Annotated in this window: 21 protein-coding genes; 15 read left to right on the forward strand and 6 right to left on the reverse strand. The window is 62.5% G+C overall.

The window, feature by feature from the left end; translation table 11 throughout:
- Window positions 1–14: 14 nt before the first annotated feature.
- Window positions 15–452 carry a curlin gene (locus LB529_RS22730; RefSeq protein WP_224532320.1) on the reverse strand — a complete coding sequence of 146 codons (438 nt, stop codon included), beginning with the start codon at window positions 450–452 and terminating at the stop codon, window positions 15–17.
- A gap of 250 nt (window positions 453–702) precedes the next feature.
- On the opposite strand from LB529_RS22730, the gene LB529_RS22735 reads away from it, so the two are divergent.
- Complete coding sequence (locus LB529_RS22735) at window positions 703–1,638, forward strand: GGDEF domain-containing protein (protein ID WP_224638725.1); 936 nt, start codon at window positions 703–705, stop codon at window positions 1,636–1,638.
- A 373-nt stretch (window positions 1,639–2,011) separates the two neighbouring features.
- Entirely contained in the window at window positions 2,012–2,827 is an 816-nt protein-coding gene (locus LB529_RS22740; RefSeq protein ID WP_224638723.1) for a winged-helix domain-containing protein, read from the forward strand.
- Between the two features lie 86 nt (window positions 2,828–2,913).
- Here the strand turns inward: LB529_RS22740 and LB529_RS22745 are convergent, their stop codons facing one another.
- From LB529_RS22745 to LB529_RS22755, 3 genes are read right to left on the reverse strand one after another with little or no spacing between them, the layout of a single operon-like run.
- Complete coding sequence (locus LB529_RS22745; protein WP_224638721.1) at window positions 2,914–3,690, reverse strand: amino acid ABC transporter ATP-binding protein; 777 nt, start codon at window positions 3,688–3,690, stop codon at window positions 2,914–2,916.
- Entirely contained in the window at window positions 3,690–4,349 is a 660-nt protein-coding gene (ehuD, locus tag LB529_RS22750) for an ectoine/hydroxyectoine ABC transporter permease subunit EhuD (protein WP_224638719.1), read from the reverse strand. Before ehuD ends, LB529_RS22745 begins: the two co-directional genes overlap by 1 nt.
- A complete protein-coding gene (locus tag LB529_RS22755) occupies window positions 4,339–4,998 on the reverse strand; it encodes an amino acid ABC transporter permease (protein ID WP_224532325.1) in 660 nt (219 codons plus the stop codon). The genes ehuD and LB529_RS22755 overlap by 11 nt, the downstream gene beginning before the upstream one ends.
- A gap of 420 nt (window positions 4,999–5,418) precedes the next feature.
- Between LB529_RS22755 and trbB the strand changes: the two genes are divergently transcribed.
- Genes trbB through LB529_RS22810 form a run of 11 tightly spaced genes read left to right on the forward strand, consistent with a single transcriptional unit; the run spans window position 5,419 to window position 15,046 of the window.
- The gene (gene trbB, locus LB529_RS22760) at window positions 5,419–6,402 is read left to right on the forward strand and encodes a P-type conjugative transfer ATPase TrbB (RefSeq protein WP_224712366.1); all 984 of its coding nucleotides are present in this window, start codon (window positions 5,419–5,421) and stop codon (window positions 6,400–6,402) included.
- Window positions 6,399–6,731 carry a TrbC/VirB2 family protein gene (locus LB529_RS22765; RefSeq protein WP_140845533.1) on the forward strand — a complete coding sequence of 111 codons (333 nt, stop codon included), beginning with the start codon at window positions 6,399–6,401 and terminating at the stop codon, window positions 6,729–6,731. Before trbB ends, LB529_RS22765 begins: the two co-directional genes overlap by 4 nt.
- The gene (locus LB529_RS22770; RefSeq protein ID WP_019863699.1) at window positions 6,731–7,012 is read left to right on the forward strand and encodes a VirB3 family type IV secretion system protein; all 282 of its coding nucleotides are present in this window, start codon (window positions 6,731–6,733) and stop codon (window positions 7,010–7,012) included. Before LB529_RS22765 ends, LB529_RS22770 begins: the two co-directional genes overlap by 1 nt.
- A 10-nt stretch (window positions 7,013–7,022) precedes the next feature.
- Window positions 7,023–9,473, forward strand: coding sequence for a conjugal transfer protein TrbE (trbE, locus tag LB529_RS22775; RefSeq protein ID WP_224638715.1), 2,451 nt, complete (start codon window positions 7,023–7,025; stop codon window positions 9,471–9,473).
- Window positions 9,470–10,228, forward strand: coding sequence for a P-type conjugative transfer protein TrbJ (trbJ, locus tag LB529_RS22780; protein ID WP_224638703.1), 759 nt, complete (start codon window positions 9,470–9,472; stop codon window positions 10,226–10,228). Before trbE ends, trbJ begins: the two co-directional genes overlap by 4 nt.
- Window positions 10,229–10,239: 11 nt before the next feature.
- Entirely contained in the window at window positions 10,240–10,566 is a 327-nt protein-coding gene (trbK-alt, locus tag LB529_RS22785) for a putative entry exclusion protein TrbK-alt (protein WP_224638702.1), read from the forward strand.
- Window positions 10,567–10,568: 2 nt separating this feature from the next.
- Window positions 10,569–11,939 carry a P-type conjugative transfer protein TrbL gene (gene trbL, locus LB529_RS22790; protein ID WP_224638700.1) on the forward strand — a complete coding sequence of 457 codons (1,371 nt, stop codon included), beginning with the start codon at window positions 10,569–10,571 and terminating at the stop codon, window positions 11,937–11,939.
- Between the two features lie 3 nt (window positions 11,940–11,942).
- Window positions 11,943–12,632: a conjugal transfer protein TrbF gene (gene trbF, locus LB529_RS22795; RefSeq protein WP_224638698.1), complete on the forward strand. Its 690-nt coding sequence runs from the start codon at window positions 11,943–11,945 to the stop codon at window positions 12,630–12,632.
- Window positions 12,629–13,690 (forward strand): P-type conjugative transfer protein TrbG, encoded by a 1,062-nt coding sequence (gene trbG / locus LB529_RS22800; RefSeq protein ID WP_224638697.1) that lies wholly within the window; start codon window positions 12,629–12,631, stop codon window positions 13,688–13,690. Before trbF ends, trbG begins: the two co-directional genes overlap by 4 nt.
- Window positions 13,687–14,823, forward strand: coding sequence for a TrbI/VirB10 family protein (locus tag LB529_RS22805; RefSeq protein ID WP_224638695.1), 1,137 nt, complete (start codon window positions 13,687–13,689; stop codon window positions 14,821–14,823). Before trbG ends, LB529_RS22805 begins: the two co-directional genes overlap by 4 nt.
- A 1-nt stretch (window position 14,824) precedes the next feature.
- Complete coding sequence (locus LB529_RS22810; RefSeq protein WP_224712367.1) at window positions 14,825–15,046, forward strand: DUF2274 domain-containing protein; 222 nt, start codon at window positions 14,825–14,827, stop codon at window positions 15,044–15,046.
- An 80-nt stretch (window positions 15,047–15,126) separates the two neighbouring features.
- Here the strand turns inward: LB529_RS22810 and LB529_RS29240 are convergent, their stop codons facing one another.
- Entirely contained in the window at window positions 15,127–15,321 is a 195-nt protein-coding gene (locus LB529_RS29240; protein WP_224638690.1) for a transposase, read from the reverse strand.
- 276 nt (window positions 15,322–15,597) lie between these two features.
- On the opposite strand from LB529_RS29240, the gene LB529_RS22820 reads away from it, so the two are divergent.
- Together LB529_RS22820 and LB529_RS29055 are read left to right on the forward strand one after the other, a co-directional pair.
- Complete coding sequence (locus LB529_RS22820; protein WP_224638688.1) at window positions 15,598–18,267, forward strand: EAL domain-containing protein; 2,670 nt, start codon at window positions 15,598–15,600, stop codon at window positions 18,265–18,267.
- A 948-nt stretch (window positions 18,268–19,215) separates the two neighbouring features.
- Window positions 19,216–19,410 (forward strand): hypothetical protein, encoded by a 195-nt coding sequence (locus LB529_RS29055; protein ID WP_263483784.1) that lies wholly within the window; start codon window positions 19,216–19,218, stop codon window positions 19,408–19,410.
- Between the two features lie 464 nt (window positions 19,411–19,874).
- Here the strand turns inward: LB529_RS29055 and LB529_RS22835 are convergent, their stop codons facing one another.
- Entirely contained in the window at window positions 19,875–20,174 is a 300-nt protein-coding gene (locus LB529_RS22835) for a hypothetical protein (protein ID WP_224634394.1), read from the reverse strand.
- Window positions 20,175–20,729: the final 555 nt, after the last annotated feature.

Here is a 20,729-nt window from a genome sequence, read left to right on the forward strand (position 1 = left end):
GGGCCGTCCATGGTTCAGGGGCAGTCCTGGACGAAGGCGGCGACATTGCCGCTGCCGCCCTGGCTGACATCGGCATTGCACCCGTGGCCGACCTGGACACCGGCTGCGATGTTGCCGTTGCCGTCCTGCGTCATAATTGCGGTGTGGTTCGAACCGAACTGGGCAATCCCCGCGGCATTGCGGTTGCCATACTGGTACGTCGCGCCGTAATTGTTGACGCCTTGCTGTCCGATCACCGACCGGTTGCGATGACCATATTGCTGGCCGATCGCGGTGTTGAAGCGGCCATCCTGGTAGACATGGATGCGGTTACGGGAGCCGTGCTGGCCGCCGCCGGCGGAATTGCGCCAGCCGTATTGTTCGATATTCACATCGTTGGCCTTGGCGGGCGCGATGGTTGTGAGGCCGACCAAGGCGGCAAAGGCTGCAGCGACGACTGATGTGCGGGTCATGGGTGCTTCTCCTTGGGTGCGGTAGGGTACCGCGGGTTGAACGGTCTCTTTGTAAGAGGATGGCCCGGAACGGTGGCTGAAGGCTCCATTCAGTGAAAATTCATGATCGCTACGTTTCTGCTTCGGAGTTGGCAGCGCGCCTCCCTTCGAAAGAGGCCATGGCTGCGAGAGGAACATGTCACAAAACCGGAAGGCACGGAGTATCAGAGGTTCTCTTCTGCAGGGCGCCACCTTAGGGCCCGCGCATCGAATGTCCCCGATCGGCAATTGCAGGACGAAACTGAAAATCCCGTTGCCCGTGCCGGATCTGCGCTCGCGAGGTCCGAATAATCTTAGTCGAACCGATAACGTCGCGTTCAGCGCCAGCGGTTATAAAGACGGTATGACGCCGCGCACCAAGCGTATTCTGGGCAAATCGATCGTCGTGACGATAATTGCAGTCGTCGCGACTTTCGGTCTGTCGTTCACAGCCAGAATTGCCTTGCAGATGCCGATCGATTGGTTGAGTTGGGTGGAATGCACCGTCATCCCCATTCTGATCGGAATGCCTGTCGGTGCCTATATCTTTGCCCAGTCCGAAACGATCCAGGACACATGTGACAAGCTGGAGAAGTCGTACGCAGACCTGAAAGAGGCGCACGACAGGTTCACCTTCGTGACAAGCCATGATCCCATGACGGGACTCCTTAGCCGCGGTGAATTCATCGCAAGGATGAACAGAAAGCGTGATGAAGGGGAATGCGACACGCTTCTTCTGATCGATCCGGATCATTTCTCCTTGATCAATGACAAGCACGGACATTCCAAAGGCGACGAGACATTGGTGCGGATCGCCAAGGCGCTTGTCTATACGACGCGCCCAGGGGACTCGATTGGCCGGCTTGGCGGGGAAGAGTTCGGGGTCCTGCTAAGTGATGTGCGCAAAGAGCAGGCGATCACCATAGCGGAGAACATCCGCCGGCATGTCGAGGGAGGTCCCTGGGTCAAAGGGCGACAGGATGGCGTAAGGGTGACTGTCAGTATCGGCGGAGCGGAAATACCTCGCGCTGCTGATGCTGAGGATATCCTTCGTGTTGCCGGTCGCTGCCTTTTTGAGGCGAAACAACGTGGACGGAACTGTGTTTCCTTCACCCATGAGGTGGCCAGGTTGCGGGACATCGCGCTCCCCAAAATGCGACTCGAATAATCGGCGGTCGCCATCAGCGTTTGCGTAGCTCCGCCACTTGATCTCGCTCGACACGAAAGACCGGTCCTTCTTCAGAGAGGGCCGCGGCCTTGGAGCGGCGAGGGGACTTGCCTACGTCGCATATGTCGTCGATATGGACGTCGATAGTTCGCCGGAAGTTTTCAGGCGCGCTATACGTGACTTGGTCTGCGTCTCTCCACGATCCACTTGGCGCTCGGTCCCGGTCGCCCAGCGGCGTGCGTAGTCACGGCGCAGGAAAGTCTCGCTGGCGTGGAGCGACCTTCGCGACGGATTTGCACGCGCCAGGAACCGGACGAGAGCTTTGTGTAGGTTGCCATTTTCGTGTGCGCTCCGTGTGCACTGAGATCGAAACGTGACGAAAAGGATCGTACTCTGGCGTGAATTCGGGTTGGCTAAACAAAATGTTGGAAAACCAAGGGCATGGAATCGGCATGGCGCCCATGATGCACCGCATTCGGTTGATGGACTCATGACGCCGCTGGTCCTGATTTCTTCGAAGGACCCGGATTTCTTTCTGGTTTTCGGGCACATCCTTTCAGCAGCCGGCTTCGAAACCCGGCTGATCACGGCAGACACGGAGATTGCGCGCGCCATCAAGGCCGCTGCGCCGCTTGCCATCGTCCTGGACTGTCATCCGGGCGACCGCGCAATCGTCAAGCAATGCCTGGCGCTGAAGTCGGCCGAAGCGACAAAAGGGACGCCCCTTGCAGGCTTGGTCGCGCCTCGTTCCGGCAAGCTGCACCTGGACCTTATCAAGGCTGGCGTCGATGAGATATTTTCGCGGCCGTTTGCGCCCGAACAGCTTCTGAGTTGGCTGCATGGCAAGGCGCGTGTTGCGAAGCGTTCGCGCGAAACCAAGACAGGCGATCTGGTGCAGGGCGATTTCCGGTTGGAGCGACAGACCCACCGGACATTCTTCAAGCAAAAAGAAATCGTGATGCCACCGATTGAGTTCAAGCTTTTGCGCAGCCTTCTGGCGCAACCTGGCAAGGTGTTCAGCCGGGAAGAACTGGTCGCGACTGCATGGCCTGAACACGCCGCCGCAACCGATATACGCGGTGTTGACGTTCATATTGCCAGGTTGCGCAAAAGGCTTCGGGCATCTGTGGGAAGCGATGTGATCCGGACCGTTCGCTCTGCTGGTTACGCCTTCGCGCCGGACTGGTAGTCCGCGCGGCGGTTCCGGCACCGATGCGATTGTCATGTTGCTGATCGCGCCGCGGTTGCGTGCGCCACGTTCGCAGGCATCGGCTCTCAATGGCTTAGGATGGTATCCAGGAACAGCTTGGCGCGCGGATGAGCGGCGCTAGAGAAGAAATCACTGGAAGACGCGTGCTCGACGATGCGGCCTTCGTCCATGAAAACGATCTCATCCGCGACTTCGCGGGCAAATCCCATTTCGTGCGTCACGCAGACCATGGTCACGCCGGTTTTCGCGAGCGCGATCATGACGTCGAGCACTTCCTTGATCATTTCCGGGTCGAGCGCGGAGGTGGGTTCATCGAACAGCATGATACGGGGATCTAGGCACAGAGCGCGCGCGATCGCCGCTCGCTGCTGTTGGCCGCCCGACAGCTGGGCCGGATAGGCGCGCGCCTTTTCGGGGATGTGCACCGCCGTCAGATGCCGCATGGCGATCTCTTCGGCCTCATGCGCCGACTTCAAGAGGACCCGGCGCAGCGCCAGCGTGCAGTTGGCAAGCACGGTGAGGTGAGGGAAGAGATTGAAGCTTTGGAACACCATGCCTGTCAGGCGGCGCGCCATCGCGGCATCGCGATCGCTTTTTCCCAGACTTCCGCCTTCAAACTCTATCGTCCCCTTTTGGAAACGCTCAAGACCGTTGATGCAGCGTATCAATGTCGACTTGCCGGACCCGGAGGGTCCGCAGACGACGACGCGCGCACCCGGCCGTAAGGTCAGGTCGATGTCTTTCAAAACGTGCAGGGCACCGAACCACTTGTTGAGACCGTCGATCCGCACGAGCGGGGAGGATTGAAGCGTCGAGGTCGCAGGCGCGCGTCGGTCGAGCATCAGCGGAGCCCGCTCGCAAGCAGGAGCTTCTCCATGCGCTTCACCCCATAAGAAACGATCAGCGCCAGGGCGAGAAACAGAACGCCGGCGACGGTCAGCGGCTCCGCGTAGCGATAGGTCTCGGAAGCGATATCGAAGGCGCGCCCGAGCATTTCCGGCACCGCCAGGATCGCGAGATAAGGCGTCGCCTTAAGGATCGAAACCAGGTAGTTGCCCAGGGGCGCGGCGATGTTGCGCAGCATCTGGGGTGCGATGACGAAGATGACCGTGTCGCGGCGGGTGAGCGACAGGGCTCTGGCTGCTTCCTGCTGGCCCCTCGGAATAGCGTCGATGCCCGCCTTGAACACCTCCGCCAGATAACCGCTGTAGTACAGGCTTAGCCCCAATACGCCCACCGTCATGGCGCCAAGCCTGATCCCGTAGAAGGGCAGGACGAAATACAGGAAATAAAGCCAGGCCAAGACCGGCGTCGAGCGGATGAAGTCGATCAGGAAGCGCACGGCGAGGCCGGGCGCGCCGCCCCCGCGCCGGATCATTTCGAAAGTGAAGCCAAGCGCCGACGCACCGAGGCAACTCAAGACCGTTGCGAGCAAGGTAGTCCCGATCGCACCGATTATGATCGGGATGGTCGAGAGCGCGAAGTCGAGGTTAAATCCCACGAGGCGCTCCTCTTTCGGGATTGACCCGCGCCTCGAGCCAGCGGCCGGCGAGCGCGATCGGATAACAGACGACGAAGAAGGCTAGCAGCAACGCCGAATATATCGCGACCGGGTCGTATTCGGTCTGCGAGATTTCCTTGGCGCGGAAGGTCATGTCCGTCAAAGTGACCAACGAGACAAGGGAAGTCGCCTTGACGAGCTGAATAAGGTTGTTGACGAATGTGGGACTCATGGCGACCAACGCCTGGGGCAGCTCGATCAGAAGCAGGATCGCCGGGCGCGAGAGGCCGAGCGCCATTCCAGCCTCGCGTTGGCCGGCAGGAAGAGATTGGAGCCCGGCCCGCACCGCTTGGCTGGCGTAGCCGCCGCTATTGAGGCCGAGCACCAACGCACTGACGGTCATCGCCGACAGGGTGACCCCCATGACCGGCAGAACGTAGTAGAAGACGAAGAGCAGGACGACGACCGCCGAACTGCGCCAGAATTCAATTACTGCCGTGACCAGGAAGCGCGTCAAGCCGGTCGTCACAAACTGAGCGACACCGAAAACAAGCGCGAAGGGCACCGCGAAGAGCAAGCCATAGGCGGTGACCGCTGCCGTTATACGCAGCCCTTGCAGGATCCCAAGCCAGATGTCGAGCATGCTCATGAAGCTTCGCCGCCCCTTGCCATCAAGGGGCGCGGCGTAGCGACTCTCGGAGCGCTTCGAGCATATTTGGAAGCGGCTGTCTGGCGCCGCGAAACCGAGCCTTCCGGACCAAACCGCATGACAATCCTCCGCGCCGTGGAAAGGGCGATCGCCGCCCCTGCCAGGAGATTTCATAATCCCGGTGAGAGTCGTGTGTCAATAAACATGTACGTATCATTGCGTCAGTTCACATTCTGCCGATGTTGGAACGCCGCGATACGCCGGCATAAAACTTCCTGAGCTCTGCGCCGCCGTTCGCCGGTTTTTGCTCGCTGCGCTACGACGGCGGTCGAAAGCTGTTGAATCGGGCTGCTTCAGGCCTCTTTTGCTCATCCCGACCGGGAACTGCTCGATGAGTTCCCGCACCCAAACGGGGACAGGATGGCTATCTTGCACAACGACACCGAAGCACGTTCGCGCAGCTCGCGTATGCTGCGCACCGCGCTCGGGCCCGCCATCGCCCGGTTCCTGGACGATCCCGCGATCGTCGAGGTCATGCTGAATCCGGATGGCCGCATCTGGGTGGATCGGCTCACGGAGGGCCTTGCCGATACGGGGGAGATGCTCGCGCCTGCCGCTGGCGAGCGGATCGTGCGCCTGGTCGCCCATCATGTCGGCGCCGAGGTCCATTCCCGTTCCCCGCGCGTCTCGGCCGAGTTGCCGCAAACCGGCGAGCGTTTCGAGGGCCTGCTGCCGCCCGTGGTCGCCGCCCCGGCCTTCGCGATCCGCAAGCCCGCGGTCGCCGTGTTCACGCTCGATGACTATGTCGCGGCGGGCATCATGACTTGTGGCCACGCTGCTATGTTGCGCGCCGCCGTTGCTGGTCGCGCGAACATCCTTGTTGCCGGCGGCACGTCGACGGGCAAGACGACTTTGACCAACGCGCTGCTTGCCGAAGTGGCGAAAGGGACGGACCGGGTCGTCATCATCGAGGACACCCGCGAACTGCAATGTGCCGCCCCCAACCTCGTCGCGATGCGCACCAAGGATGGCGTAGCCACGCTTTCGGACCTGGTTCGTTCCTCGCTGCGCCTGCGGCCCGATCGCATTCCGATCGGCGAGGTTCGCGGCGCCGAAGCGCTGGACCTCTTGAAGGCATGGGGCACCGGGCATCCCGGTGGCATCGGCACCCTTCATGCGGGCTCTGGTATTGGCGCTCTGCGCCGACTTGAACAGCTGATCCAGGAGGTCGTCGTCACTGTGCCGCGTGCGCTGATCGCCGACACCATCGGTCTCGTCGCCGTGCTCGCCGGACGCGGCGCCGCGCGACGGCTTGTCGAACTGGTCAGGGTCGAGGGTCTTGGCCCCGATGGCGACTATCGCATCGCTGAAGCCACACCGATCAACACAGGAGACATTTCATGATCCGCCTGCTTTCGCGCTGCCAGGCCAGCCTGGCCGCGGTCGGCGCCGCCATTGCCTTCAACCTCATGGTCGCGCCGGTCGCCCTCGCGTCGGGCTCCTCGATGCCGTGGGAACAGCCACTCGAGAAGATCCTGCAGTCGGTCGAGGGACCGGTATCCAAGATCATCGCCGTCATCATCATCATCGTCACCGGCCTGACGCTGGCCTTCGGCGACAGTTCGGGTGGCTTCAGGCGGCTGATCCAGATCGTTTTCGGGCTTTCGATCGCCTTCGCTGCGTCGAGCTTTTTCCTATCGTTCTTCTCGTTCGGCGGCGGAGCGTTGATCTGATGACAACCGCTTTTGAACAGCTCGACGCAGTGCCGGGGTGGACGGTGCCCGTGCACCGGGCGTTGACCGAGCAGATACTGCTCGGGGGCGCGCCGCGTGCAATCGCGATCCTGAATGGCACGCTGGCGGGCGCCGTCGGTCTTGGGCTGCGGCTCTGGCTGGTCGGTCTTCTCATATGGGCAATCGGACATTTTACGGCGGTATGGGCTGCCAGGCGCGATCCGCTTTTTTTCGAAGTCGGACGCCGGCACCTGCGGCTGCCCGGGCATCTGTCGGTTTGAGGGCGCCGCTATGATGAGCCTTGCCGAATACCGCCGGACTGCTGCTCGCCTTGCCGACTTTCTGCCTTGGGCGGCACTCGTCGCTCCCGGGGTCGTGCTCAACAAGGACGGCAGCTTTCAGCGCACCGCGAGGTTTCGCGGACCCGATCTCGACTCCGCCGTAGCGGCGGAACTTGTTGCGGTGACATCGCGCATCAACAATGCCTTTCGTCGCCTCGGCTCTGGCTGGAGCATCTTCGTCGAAGCGCAGCGGCACGAAGCGGCTTCTTATCCCGAGAGCCAGTTTCCCAATGCGGCCTCTGGCCTGCTCGATGCCGAGCGCAAAGCCGACTTCGACGAGGAGGGGGTTCATTTCGTATCGAGCTACTTTCTCACATTCCTGTTCCTGCCGCCGCCCGAAGACGCCACGCGCGCCGAGGGCTGGCTTTATGAGGGTCGCGACCAGTCGGGCGCGGATCCGGGCGAGATCGTCCGCGCCTTTGTCGATCGCACTGAGCGTGTGCTGTCCCTGCTCGACGGCTTCATGCCTGAATGCCACTGGCTCGATGACGGCCAAACGCTGACCTACCTGCATTCGACCATCTCGACCAGGCGCCATCGGGTGCGCGTCCCCGAGACCCCGATCTATCTCGATGCGCTGCTGGCCGACGAGCCGCTTGCCGGCGGGCTCGAACCGCGGCTTGGCGACAAGCATCTTCGCGTGCTCACCATCGTCGGCTTCCCGACCGCCACGACACCCGGCCTGCTTGATGACCTCAACAGGCTGGCCTTCCCGTACCGTTGGTCGACCCGCGCGATCCTGCTCGACAAGGTCGACGCTGTCCGCCTTTTGACCAGGATACGGCGGCAATGGTTCGCCAAGCGCAAGAGCATCGCCTCGATCCTGAAGGAGGTGATGACCAACGAGGCATCAGCACTCCTCGACACTGACGCCGCCAACAAGGCGGCCGATGCCGACACGGCGTTGCAGGAGCTCGGCGCCGACATGGCTGGCATGGCCTATGTCACCGCCACCGTCGCCATATGGGATTGCGACCCGCGCGTGGCCGACGAGAAACTGCGGCTTGTCGAGAAAATCATCCAGGGCCGCGACTTCACGGCCATTGTCGAGACCGTCAACGCCGTCGACGCCTGGCTCGGCTCGTTGCCCGGGCACGCCTATGCCAATGTCCGTCAGCCGCCTATCTCGACGCTCAATCTCGCCCACATGATCCCCCTTTCTGCCGTGTGGGCGGGGCCGGAACGGGACGAGCATCTGGTCAGTCCTCCCTTGCTTTACGGCAAGACCGAAGGCTCGACCCCGTTCCGGTTGGTTCTTCATGTCGGCGACGTCGGTCACACGCTGGTCGTCGGCCCGACCGGTGCCGGCAAGTCGGTGCTGCTGGCGTTGATGGCGCTGCAATTCTGCCGCTACCGCAAGGCTCAGATCTTCGCCTTCGACTTCGGCGGCTCGATCCGCGCGGCGACGCTCGCCATGGGCGGCGACTGGCACGATCTCGGGGGTCATCTCACCGAAGGCATGGAGGCTTCCGTTGCGCTGCAGCCGCTCGCCCGCGTTCACGACACGTACGAGCGCGCCTGGGCGGCCGACTGGATCGTCGCGATCCTGACGCGAGAGGGCATCCAGATCACGCCGGACGCAAAGGAGCATATCTGGGCGGCGCTGACCTCGCTGGCCTCGGCCCCGGTCGAGGAGCGCACCATCACGGGGCTCAGCGTGCTTCTGCAGGCCAATGACCTGAAACAGGCGCTTCGCCCTTACTGTGTTGGTGGCCCGAACGGCCGGCTGCTCGACGCAGAGGCCGAACACCTCGGCCAGGCATCCGTGCAGGCGTTCGAAATCGAAGGCCTGGTGGGCACGCCGGCCGCGCCGGCCGTCCTGTCCTATCTGTTTCATCGCATCGGCGACCGGCTCGACGGTCGTCCGACACTGCTCATCATCGACGAAGGCTGGCTTGCGCTCGACGATGACGCGTTCGCCGGGCAGTTGCGCGAATGGCTGAAGACGCTTCGCAAGAAGAATGCCAGCGTCGTCTTCGCCACCCAGTCACTCTCCGACATCGACAATTCGGCTATCGCGCCGGCGATCATCGAAAGCTGTCCAACCCGGCTGCTGTTGCCCAATGAACGGGCGATTGAGCCGCAAATTACCGCGATCTATCGCCGCTTCGGCCTGAACGACCGCCAGATCGAGATCCTGGCGCGAGCCACACCCAAGCGCGATTATTACTGCCAGTCCCGTCGCGGCAACCGTCTCTTCGAGCTCGGCCTGTCCGAGGTCGGGCTTGCGCTTTGCGCCGCGTCCTCCAAGAGCGATCAGACCCTGATCGGCAGCATCATCGCCGAGCATGGCCGCGACGGCTTCCTGTCGGCCTGGCTGCGTGCCCGCGACGTCGGCTGGGCCGCCGACCTCATTCCCAACCTCACCGTTCACGAACCTGAAAAGGATCCCAGACCATGACTGTTCATCAAAGCCGCCGGCGTGTCCTTCTTCTGGTCGCGGCGACGCTCGCCACGCCGATCGCGATCTCGCCGATGATGACTGCGCCAGCGCATGCCTTCATCGTGTTTGATCCATCGAACTATTCGCAGAATGTCCTGACGGCCGCGCGCTCGCTGCAGCAGATCACGAACCAGATCACCTCACTTCAGAACCAGGCCCAGATGCTGATCAACCAGGCGCGCAACCTGGCGAGCCTGCCTTTGTCCTCACTGCAGCAACTGCAACAGTCGGTGCAGCGCACGCAACAGCTTCTCGGTGAAGCAAAGAACATCGCCTTCGACGTCCAGCAGATCGACAAGGCATTTCAGCAGCAATACAGCAGCGCCTCGCTTTCTGCTTCCGACCAGCAACTCGTCGCTGATGCGCGCTCGCGCTGGCAAAACACAGTGGGCGGCCTCCAGGACGCAATGCGCGTCCAGGCGGGTGTCGTCTCAAACATCGACACCGGCCGCGCGCAGATGTCGGCGTTGGTCGGCGCCAGCCAATCGGCGACCGGTGCGCTGCAGGCGACGCAAGCTGGCAACCAGTTGCTTGCGCTTCAGGGTCAGCAGCTTGCGGACCTGACAGCCCTGGTGGCCGCCAATGGTCGCGCCCAGGCGCTGACCGAAGCCGAACGCGCTGCCGCGGTCGATCAGGGCCGTGAGCAACGCCGCCGCTTCCTGACCCCAGGCTCCGGCTACCAGGCCGGCTCGGTCCAGATGTTCAACCGCTGAGGTCGATCGCCATGGACGGCAAAACCCTCGCTCGCATCGTGGCGGTCGTCTTCGTCGCCGTCGCCATGACGGCGACGGCGCTCGAGATGAGCCGTAAGGAAGACAAGTCGGTGGGGGAGGGCCCGCATATACCGGCGGCCTCGGCGCCGCATCCGCTCCGCGATGGCCTGCGCCGCTGCCAGGCCCTCGGCGAGGCTGCCCTGCGTGACGAAGGATGTGCGCGGCTGTGGGCCGAACAGCGTGATCGCTTCCTCGGTCTCGAAAATGCGTCGGGCAGTTCGACAAGCGAGGCGGCCGCTTCGCAATCGCCGGATGCTGCCCTGCACGGGGCCCGGTAGACATGGGCAACACCGGCGTCATCGACCAATTCCTGGCCACCTTCACCCGCTATATCGATAGCGGCTTCGGCCTGCTCGGCGGCGAGGTCGCCTTCGTCGCCACCACGCTGATCGTCATTGACGTGACACTTGCCGCGCTCTTCTGGAGCTGGGGCGCCGATGACGACATCCTTGCGCGGCTCGTCAAGAAGACGCTCTTCGTCGGTGTCTTCGCCTATCTGATTTCGAATTGGAACGGCGTCGCCCAAATCGTCTTCGAGAGTTTCTCGGGTCTTGGTCTCAAGGCGAGTGGAACCGGCTTCTCGGCACAGGACCTGCTGCACCCGGGCAAGGTGGCGCAAACCGGCCTCGACGCCGGACGACCATTGCTTGAGGCGATCTCCGGTTTGATGGGCTACATCTCCTTTTTTGAAAACTTCATCCAGATCGCTTGCCTGCTCTTTGCCTGGGCGCTCGTCCTGCTCGCCTTCTTCATCCTGGCGGTGCAGCTCTTTGTGACGCTGATCGAGTTCAAGCTGGCGACGCTGGCCGGCTTCGTGCTGATCCCCTTCGGCCTCTTCGGCAAGACGGCCTTCATGGCCGAACGCGTGCTAGGCAACGTCATCTCGTCCGGCATCAAGGTTCTGGTGCTTGCCGTGGTCATCGGCATCGGATCCACGCTCTTCGGCGAATTCACCCAAGGCTTCGGCGGCGAGAACCCCACCATTGACCAGGCCATGGCGATCGTGCTGGCTGCGCTGTCGCTGCTTGGCCTCGGCATCTTCGGTCCCGGCATTGCCAACGGCCTCGTCGCGGGTGGACCGCAGCTCGGCGCCGGTGCGGCTGTCGGGACTGGCCTTGCCGCCGGCGGCATCGCAGTTGCAGGCTACGGAGCAGCCAGCCTCGCGGCGCGAGGCGCGACAGCCGCATTCGCGGGAGCAGCCTCAACCGTGCGTGGCGGGACGTCACTCGCTGGGGGCGGTTCGGCCGCCTATATGCTTGGCGCCGCCGGCCAGTCGGGCGTGGCAGGCGTCGCCTCCGGCTTGGGCGGCATTGCGCGCGCTGGTGCTTCGGCGGCAGCCTCTCCGCTCAAGCGCGCCGCCGCAAACACCGGTCAATCGCTCAAGTCAAACTTTGCCTCTGGCGCCGGTTCGGCCGCTGAAATCACCGGCGGTTCGTCGACCATGGGAACGATCGGCGGCGCTGCTGCGTCAACGGCGGCGGCTGCTTCCGGCGCGGGCAAGCCATCCAGCGCCCAAGGAGAGCCCGAATGGGCCAGACGCTTGCATCGTTCCCAGCGGCTCGCCCACGGCGCCCAGACCGCCGCCCACGCGGTGCGCGCCGGCGACAGCCATGGCGGCGGAGCCTCGATTTCTCTTTCAGAAGGCGAATGACCCATGAACATCTTTAGGCGCCCCGCCGTCCACTACGGCAAGAGCCCTCGACCGGAAACTCCCTATCAAAAGGCGGAGCAGATATGGGATGAACGAATCGGCTCCGCACGCGTGCAGGCACGCAACTGGCGCGCCATGGCGTTCGGGTCGCTTATCCTGTCGGCGGGGCTCGCCACTTCACTGGTCTGGCAGTCGGGCCGCGGCACTGTCGTGCCTTGGGTCGTGCAGGTCGATAAGCTGGGGCAGGCTCAAGCGATCGAGCCCGCAACCGCCGACTATAAGCCGACCGATCCGCAGATCGCGTGGCATCTCGCCCGCTTTGTCGAGCAGGTACGCTCCATCCCCGCTGACCCAATCATCCTCCGCCAGGACTGGCTGCGGGCCTATGAGTGGACCACCAATCAGGGTGCTGCGGCGCTCAACGACTATGCTCGCGCTGCGGATCCTTTCTCCAAGGTCGGCAAGCAGCAGGTCGCGGTGGACGTTTCTTCGGTCATCAGAGCCTCGCCGGGCTCCTTTCGTGTCGCCTGGATGGAGCATCACTACGAAAACGGTCAGCGTTCGGGCACCGAGCGCTGGACCGCGATCGTGACGATCGTGACGCAGATGCCAAGCGACGCCGAACGGCTTCGCGCCAATCCCCTCGGCATTTACATCAACGCCATCAACTGGTCGCGGGAGATGAGCCAATGAGCCGGACATCGCGTCTTGTTGCCGGCACGACTTTCTCAAGATATCTGCTATCGGCCATGCTGGTCTCGGGGACGACGCTGCTTGCGGCTTGCGCCACGCCTGCGAAGAAGCCGCCGAAGATCAGCTACGATACCCATGTTCCGCCCTTGCCGCCGGCTCCGGCCGCCGCGACCGACCAAAGGCCGAAACCCCTTCGCGTGCCACCAGGCTGGGCGCCCGCGCGGGGCGGAGCCATCGGGCAAACGCCAGCAGCCCGTGTCGAGAACGCAAACGCCGCGGCGCGCGTGGAGCCGCGCCGTGAGGGCTACTACAACGCAATTCAGATCTACCCATGGAGCGAAGGAGCGCTCTATCAGGTCTACGCCTCACCTGGCCAGATAACGGACATCGCGCTTGAGCCGGGCGAGAGCCTGACCGGAGACGGTCCGATCGCGGCTGGCGACACCGCGCGCTGGATCATCGGCGACACCGAAAGCGGGTCCGGCATTGCCCGACGCGTCCACGTCCTGGTGAAACCCTCGCGGGCGGACATCACAACGAACCTTATCATCGCCACGGACCGGCGCAGCTATATGCTTGAGCTGCGGGCAGGCGCGAAGCCCTACATGCCCGCCGTTGCGTGGTCCTATCCGGCTCTGAAAGCGAGCCTGCTGCAGACGGTCGCCACAACGCCGGTCATCCCGGAGGTCACGGCGCGCAACTATCGCTATGGCCTCACCGGCGACAGCCCGCCTTGGAAGCCGGTAAACGCCTACGACGACGGCCGCAGGGTATACATCGAGTTTCCGCGCGGCATCGTGCAAGGCGAGATGCCGCCGATTTTCGTCATCGGCGCGGACGGCGAGGCTGAAATCACCAACAGCCGCGTCTATCAAAACATGCTCATCGTCGACCGCCTTTTTGGTGCGGCCGAACTGCGTCTTGGCGCCGGCAAGCGGCAGCAGGCGGTCAGGATCGTGCGTGTCGATAGAAGAACCGATGGGCTGCGGCGGGGCCCAAGCGACAGCGCCGCGTCGAAGCTGCCGAACGCAACGCTGAGGGGAGCGCTGCAGCCATGAACGAGAAGAACATGGCCGTCGAACCCATGCGGCTTCGCGCCGACCCGCCGCGTGTGACGCGTCTGTCGCGCAAGATGCTCGCAGGCATCGGCCTCGTCGCCTCGCTCGGTGTCGGCGGTGCGCTGATTTACGCTCTGCAGGATGCCAACACTCTCAAGCAGGGCGAGGAGCTCTACCCAACCGCCAATCGGCCGCCCGCCGACGGACTGGCAAGACTGCCGCGCGACTATGCCGGCCCGATCCTTGGGCCGCCGCTGCCTGGCGATCTCGGCAGGCCGATCCTCGACGCTCAGAACAAGGGGCAGGCGGTCGTGCCGCCCTCAATCGCAAGCCCCGCGATTGACGAAGCCGAGCAGCGCCGGCGAGCCGATGAGGAAGCGGCCAGAACCTCGCGCGTCTTCTTCCAGGCAGCGCAAGGAGATCCCAGGCCCGCCGAAGCGTCCGCTCCTGCTGTTAACGACTTTGCCGGTCAGTACGGTCAGCCAAGTGCGCAGGATCGCCAGCTTTCCTTCCTGTCCGCCGCCGCTGACCGGCGGACCGTGGCCCCGGATCACATCACGCCGCCCGCGTCACCCTATGTGCTTCAAGCCGGTGCCGTGATCCCGGCCGCGCTCATTACCGGCATCCGCTCGGACCTTCCCGGGCAGATCAGCGCTCAGGTGACCGAAAATGTCTATGACAGTCCCACCGGCCGCTCCCTGCTCATCCCGCAAGGTACTCGTATCATTGGACAGTACGATAGCGGAATTGGTTCCGGGCAGCGCCGCGTGCTGCTTGTCTGGAACAGGCTGATCTTTCCCGACGGACGCTCCATCGTGCTGGAGCGGCAGCCTGGCGCCGACGCTCAGGGCTATGCCGGCCTGGAGGATGCCGTCGACTATCACTGGGGCGAATTGTTCAAGGCTGCGGCGTTGTCGACCATTCTGAGCGTTGGCGCGCAGGCCGGTTCTTCTGACCAAGACAGCGATATCGTGCGTGCTGTGCGAAGCGGCGCTTCCGATAGCGCCAGCCAGGTAGGCCAGCAGGTCGTTCAGCGGCAACTCGCTATCGCGCCGACGCTCACGATCCGGCCGGGGTTTCCCGTTCGCGTCTTCGTCACCCGCGACCTCGCCCTTGAACCATACGGAGGTTGACATGGCCAAGTTGAAACTCGCAGCGATCGCCGACGACAAGCCAGTGAAGATTACGCTGGAACTGCCGGCGCCCCTGCATCGCGAATTGGTGAAATACGCAGAGATCCTCGGGCGCGAGACCGGGCGGCCATCTGCCGATCCATCGCGCCTGATTGCGCCGATGCTTGAACGGTTCATCGCAACGGACCGCGGCTTTGCGAAAGCGAAGAAGGAGCAGTCTTAGAAGATCAGCAGGCGGCGGTGCCGCCCAACCGCGGCTGTTCTGGGGTTGCCCAGATGATCGCAACTCGGCTGCACCGCCGCTCAGATACTGGCCCGCCAGTGATACAGCAACTTGTGTGCCCGCCACCCCAGCTCTCTGGTCAGGGCCGCCACATTCTCTCCCGCCAGCATTCGCTCAGCGGCTGCTAGCTTCACCTCCCGGCTAAATCTCCGTCTTGCATCAGTCCCTCTCTCAGGACTTCCCTTATCCTTTTTCCAATTTGGGGTGCACTCCAACAGACAATCATCCTATTGGCGGAGGACTGCGGCGATTCGACTTTGCTCAGATTTTTCGGTTTCAGGTTCTTTTCGCTTCCTATCCACCAGTAAAAGACTTGTTCAAAGTCGGTAATTACATGGATGCCGTTAGTCGTCACGTCAGGCTCCGGCTGGCGATCGGCTTCGCTGCGGACGTTCACAGACAATTAGTAGATCACAACTAACTTGTGCGGGATTTTTGCTCGCACGCGGCCAATTGTATTTGCAGCGCAGGCCGAAGCGGAGGAACTCTGTTTGGCCCCGAAATCACCCAGTCGCATTGCCGAGCCGGCGGACGAATCGGGCCTGGTTGTACTGTCGAAACTGGCAGTCGTCTCATACGAGAACCTGGAGAGCGAGCTTCGGGCCACGAACGCGACGCTCCAAGCACAGACACGGTGTTTCGAGGCGGCGCTCGACAACATCTCGCAAGGCATTTGTTTCTTCGACGCCGACGAGCGGCTGATCATGTGCAACCGCCGCTACGCGGAAATCTATCGTGTCGCGCCCGAAAAACTTCATGCCGGCGCAATGCTAAGCGAAATCGTCGAGCTGAGGCTCGCTGCAGGAACATCGCCAATGACCGGCGAGGACTATCTCGCTTTCGCGCGCTCGATCAATGCGGGCAGCCGTTCGAAAACCTGGACTGCCGGCCTCAAGGACGGCCGCACGATCCGGGTCTGCCATCAGCCGATGCCCGACGGCGGATGGGTGGCGACACATGAAGATCTCACCGAACTCGCCGCCAGCCGCATGGTCGCCAATGAGCGCGTTTCGCTGCAGGCGCTTATCGACTGGGTTCCCGACTATCTGTGGGTCAAGGATACCGAAAGCCGTTTCGTCGTGGTTAACCGGGCGCTTGCCGCGGACAGTGGCCGGCAAACGGCCGAAATGATCGGCCTGACCGATTTCGACCTGCATGCTCCAGAGCTCGCCCGGCAGTTTCGCGCCTGCGAGCTGGACCTCTTGCGCCGTGGCCAGCCGATGGTCGACGAGGAAGAATTCGTTGTCGATGCCGCCGGCGCCGGCAAGTGGCTGTCCTCGACCAAAGTGCCGTTGCGCAACGACCAGAATGAGATCTTCGGCCTGGTCGGCATCGCCCGCGACATCACACAGCGCAAGCGGGCGGACGATTTGCGAAACGGCCAGGCGAAAATTCTGGAAATGATCGCCGCAAGCGCAACGCTCGAGGATGTGCTCGACCGACTCATGCGCCTCATCGAGTCGCAGTTGCATGGCATATTCGGCTCCGTGCTCCTGCTCGACAAGGATAGCAGTCACTTGCGCCATGGCGCGGCGCCGAGCCTGGCAAAGGACTATGCAAGCGCCATTGACGGCATTCAGATTGGCCCCAATGTGGGGTCTTGCGGCACCGCCGCTTATCGCCGCGAACCCGTCATCGTGACCGATGTGATGAGCGATCCACTCTGGGACGATTATCGCGACATCGCAGCCCCGTACGGCTACCGCTCGTGCTGGTCGACGCCGATCCTGTCGCATACCGGCGCGGTGCTGGGGGTCTTTGCCATGTATTCGATGACAGTGCGCGAGCCGGACCAGAGCGAGACCAGCCTCATCGACTTCACCACCCGTATCGCCGGCATCGCCATCGAGCGCAAGCTTGCCGAAGACCGCATCCACTTCATGGCCAACCATGACACGCTGACCGGGCTTCCCAATCGCGCCTTGCTCGGGGACCGGCTTTCGCAAGCGATCCTGTATGCGCAGCGCTATCACCGTTGGGTGAGCGTGGTGTTCATCGATCTCGACAATTTCAAGCTCGTTAATGACACGCTGGGCCACAATGCCGGAGACACGCTGCTGAAAACTGTTGCCGACCGGATGGTCGAATGCGTGGGGGCGACCGACACCGTCGTGCGGCTCGGCGGCGATGAGTTCGTCGTCGTGCTTTTCGACCAGGACCCGGATGGTGAGCTTGTTGCCGCGACGGTGCAGAAGATCCGTGCGGCGATCGCGGAGCCGGTTCAACTGGGCGAGCATCATCTCAGGACGACAGCCAGCATGGGCGTGGCGAACTACCCCAAGGACGGGGCGAATGCCGATGCGCTGCTGGCCAATGCCGATGTGGCCATGTACCGGGCCAAGGAACTCGGCCGCGACAATTTTCAGTTCTACGCGCCCGAATTCAACGCCAGCAGCCACGAAAAATTCCTGCTGCAGGAGGAGTTGCGCAACGCGTTGTTGCGTGCCGAATTCACGCTCCTGTACCAGCCGCAAGTCGATCTTCGCTCAGGTCGTGTATTCGCGGTCGAGGCGCTGATCCGCTGGAAGCATCCGGCGCTGGGCCTGATCTCGCCGATGAAGTTCATTCCGATGGCCGAGGAGACGGGCTTGATCGTGCCAATCGGCGACTGGGTGCTGCACGAGGCCTGCCGACAGAACAAGGCCTGGCAGGACGCGGGGCTGCCGCCGATGGTGATGTGCGTCAATGTGTCGGCGCGACAATTCAAGGAGAGCAACCTGATCAATGGTGTCGTTGCGGCGCTGGAAAATAGCAGCCTGGAGCCGAAATACCTTGAGCTCGAACTGACCGAGAGTCTGATCATGCAGAATGTCGAGACGGCGGTCGCCACGATGAACGCGCTGCAAAATCTGGGTGTCCAGATCTCGATCGACGATTTCGGAACGGGATATTCGAGCCTGAGCGCGCTCAAGACTTTCCCGGTGGCGCGCCTGAAGATCGACAAGTCATTCATCAACGACCTCGCCACCGATGCGAATGACCAGGCCGTGGCCAGCGCCATGATCTCGCTCGGCCAGAAACTGAACCTCAGAGTCATTGCCGAGGGCGTCGAAACGGACGAGCAGCTAGCGTTCCTGCGCAAGAACAATTGCGACGAAATACAAGGCTATCATTTCAGCAAGCCGGTCGCCGCCGAGGATATCGTCAAATTGCTCAACTGAGGTCGAGACGACCACACACTTCACCAGAAATGAGAGATCACCGTCAGTAACAAAAACGTCTTCGCTCCCGGCCGTGGACTTCCACACGCAAGCTATCTTCTAGCGAGAAAGGTTGCTGCACCTGGCTTCATTCGGTTTTTCAATCTGGCGATATCTGGCCAGCGGATCATGCCGCGATTTGCAGGACGCGGAAGCGCTCGAGCATTTGCGGCCGGTTGAACGGCGTTAACAGGTCGCCATGGGCACCGGCCCACTTTGCCCGCATGATCGGAGCTTCTTTTGCATGCCCTTTAGGGAAGCGGCAAAGGCGGACTAGCGCACCGTGGCGAGTTGTCACCATATCGAGCCAGCACGGCCTGAAGCGCTTCGATCGCTTCATCCGGCACCTTGCCATCCGGCAAGACGAAGAATTCATGGCTCTGCCGGCCTATGTAATCGGGCACGATTTGAAACCGGTAGGCAGGGAGCGCTGCGTGGAGATCCTTAGTCAGATCGTCAACAAGCTTGGGGGTGACCGCGCACATGCGAGGAGGCACAACGATCATGCCGGTGGCCGGCTTAGAAGTCATTGGTGCCTGATCCGTCAAAAGATACCGGCGGCCGACGCATACCTGGATTTGGGGTCCGCACATGAAAGCGTCGGCCGCCAGTTTTGGGCGGGAGGGTGCGTCTCAAATGACGCAAGGGGTAGACTAGGCGCGTTGGGGGCACCTTCAATCAGGTTGCCGCGATATGGTGAACAGGCGGTTACTATCCACAGGCCGACCGACTGCGGAGTTCGGCCGCCAATGCTTCGAACGCTTCCACATCGTGTGAGTAATTGGCTGCATCGCCCCGCCATCACCTATTCGGGCCGGCTCTACCGCGCTCTCAATCCGGTGTATGCCCCGCAAGCCTATGTCGGGATGCGGTGCCGAGCTTTATGGAGGGCGCTTCAATCCCAAAGGCATGCCGGCGCTCTATGCATCGACCGCGGTCGTGACGGCTTTGCGCGAGGCCAACGAGGTGGGTGATCTGCAGCCGACGACACTGGTCGCTCGAGGCCGTCTTCGAGCGGGCGACGCCACTGCTCTTGTAGCGTGGGTCTCCATACGCGGCCCTCGCGGACCCGACGTAGCGCGATCAGATGAGAGGCCATGGTGAGGCGCATACGCAGCGATTTGCCCGTGAGCTGGTCGCGCGAGGCTACAATGCCTGCTTGTGCCGAGCTTCGCCAAGGGCGCAGCAATCGGCGACCTGAAACTCGTGTGGGGCGATGGGTGATGCTGCCCATCAGTCTCGAGCTGATCGACGACGAGCCCGGCTCGGTTGATCTAGCCGGCGGCTGCCCGCGCTGGCGCCGACTCTGCCTCGCTCGTGGACCCCGCGGAACAGATGCTTTTGGGCATTCAGCGATTTGTGGAAACGAGGGCCGGCATCAAGTCCGACTTCACCGACATAAGATGTCTCGTCTGAAGGATCAGGCAAAGGACATGTTCGACAGACAGTTTGGAGGTCGGCATTCTCGGCAAAGCCGGCTCTCTTGCCGAGGAGACTGCCACCATCGGGATGCCCGGTTGCATTCTGATACCTTAGGAATGCCCTCGGCAGTCGTTTTGCTTCCGCAGCTAGGGCGTTCGCCAGCGTTTCGAAATGGCGAGCAAACGCATCGAATTCGGCGCGGGATTGGTCAATCTCCGGCTTCGCCGCGGAAGGCTCCCAAGCAACCCAAAGGGAATTCCTCGACCCGGCGCTGGTGCGGCGATGAATGGTTCGGCCGCCTGCCTGAATGCCGGCGCCTCGTAGGGTACCCGCCGAACCCGCCAGCGATCTGCGGCCACCTCCTTCATCGATGCCTTGCCGTTGGTGATGATGGGGCCGTTGGGAAGATGCACTGCGCGACCGTTTCGTGGCAAGGTCTTGCTCATGTCCCTTCCAGAGGGATCGTTGAATAAACATCCCGAGCGTTCTAGATTCCGATCGGTTCCATAGCTTCCAATCGCCGAACCAGGCTCCTTCGGGCTCCGGATCTAGTGCTATGAGGACACACGTCACTGTCCTGCTTCCTCGATGCTTTGCCTGGCCTCACCCACGTGGTGGACGGCGAGATCGAACTTCCATGAGAGCGGCGAAGTCGTCCGGCCGAACAGACAGCGTTCGCAGCGGCGCGGCCTCCATCAGTCAACCCCGGTTCTATGGGATAGGACGAGGGGGGCCGAGGTCCCACATACGCGACCCTGACGCGGCGTTTCGCTCCGGCAGGTTTGATCGCAAGCCGCGTCTGACGATGTGGCCTTTCGCCCTTCACAAGAGGTCTGCGTTGCTGATCTTTGGTCCAGTCATCCACTGCGGTGCTGTAGGCACGTCCTCGATCACGCCAACCTTGCGGGCCCAAGTCATAAAGGTCTTGTGCGCGGCCTCGACTGGTTTCCGACCGTCATAGGCCGAGTAGCACGCCTCGCAGGCCGCCGCGTGAAGCAGGC

This window comes from Mesorhizobium sp. CA5 (genome assembly GCF_020165105.1).
Taxonomy (GTDB): Bacteria; Pseudomonadota; Alphaproteobacteria; order Rhizobiales; family Rhizobiaceae; genus Mesorhizobium.

Coding starts and splice junctions, on each gene's coding strand:
- trbJ (WP_224638703.1), top strand. CDS start 9,470: ATGACTGTTCATCAAAGCCGCCGGCGTGTCCTTCTTCTGGTCGCGGCG.
- LB529_RS22810 (WP_224712367.1), top strand. CDS start 14,825: ATGGCCAAGTTGAAACTCGCAGCGATCGCCGACGACAAGCCAGTGAAG.
- LB529_RS22835 (WP_224634394.1), bottom strand. CDS start 20,174: ATGAGCAAGACCTTGCCACGAAACGGTCGCGCAGTGCATCTTCCCAAC.
- LB529_RS22755 (WP_224532325.1), bottom strand. CDS start 4,998: ATGAGCATGCTCGACATCTGGCTTGGGATCCTGCAAGGGCTGCGTATA.
- LB529_RS29055 (WP_263483784.1), top strand. CDS start 19,216: ATGCCGGCGCTCTATGCATCGACCGCGGTCGTGACGGCTTTGCGCGAG.
- trbF (WP_224638698.1), top strand. CDS start 11,943: ATGAACATCTTTAGGCGCCCCGCCGTCCACTACGGCAAGAGCCCTCGA.
- trbB (WP_224712366.1), top strand. CDS start 5,419: ATGGCTATCTTGCACAACGACACCGAAGCACGTTCGCGCAGCTCGCGT.
- LB529_RS22765 (WP_140845533.1), top strand. CDS start 6,399: ATGATCCGCCTGCTTTCGCGCTGCCAGGCCAGCCTGGCCGCGGTCGGC.
- trbE (WP_224638715.1), top strand. CDS start 7,023: ATGATGAGCCTTGCCGAATACCGCCGGACTGCTGCTCGCCTTGCCGAC.
- LB529_RS22805 (WP_224638695.1), top strand. CDS start 13,687: ATGAACGAGAAGAACATGGCCGTCGAACCCATGCGGCTTCGCGCCGAC.
- trbG (WP_224638697.1), top strand. CDS start 12,629: ATGAGCCGGACATCGCGTCTTGTTGCCGGCACGACTTTCTCAAGATAT.
- trbL (WP_224638700.1), top strand. CDS start 10,569: ATGGGCAACACCGGCGTCATCGACCAATTCCTGGCCACCTTCACCCGC.
- LB529_RS22770 (WP_019863699.1), top strand. CDS start 6,731: ATGACAACCGCTTTTGAACAGCTCGACGCAGTGCCGGGGTGGACGGTG.
- LB529_RS22735 (WP_224638725.1), top strand. CDS start 703: ATGTCCCCGATCGGCAATTGCAGGACGAAACTGAAAATCCCGTTGCCC.
- LB529_RS22745 (WP_224638721.1), bottom strand. CDS start 3,690: ATGCTCGACCGACGCGCGCCTGCGACCTCGACGCTTCAATCCTCCCCG.
- trbK-alt (WP_224638702.1), top strand. CDS start 10,240: ATGGACGGCAAAACCCTCGCTCGCATCGTGGCGGTCGTCTTCGTCGCC.
- LB529_RS22730 (WP_224532320.1), bottom strand. CDS start 452: ATGACCCGCACATCAGTCGTCGCTGCAGCCTTTGCCGCCTTGGTCGGC.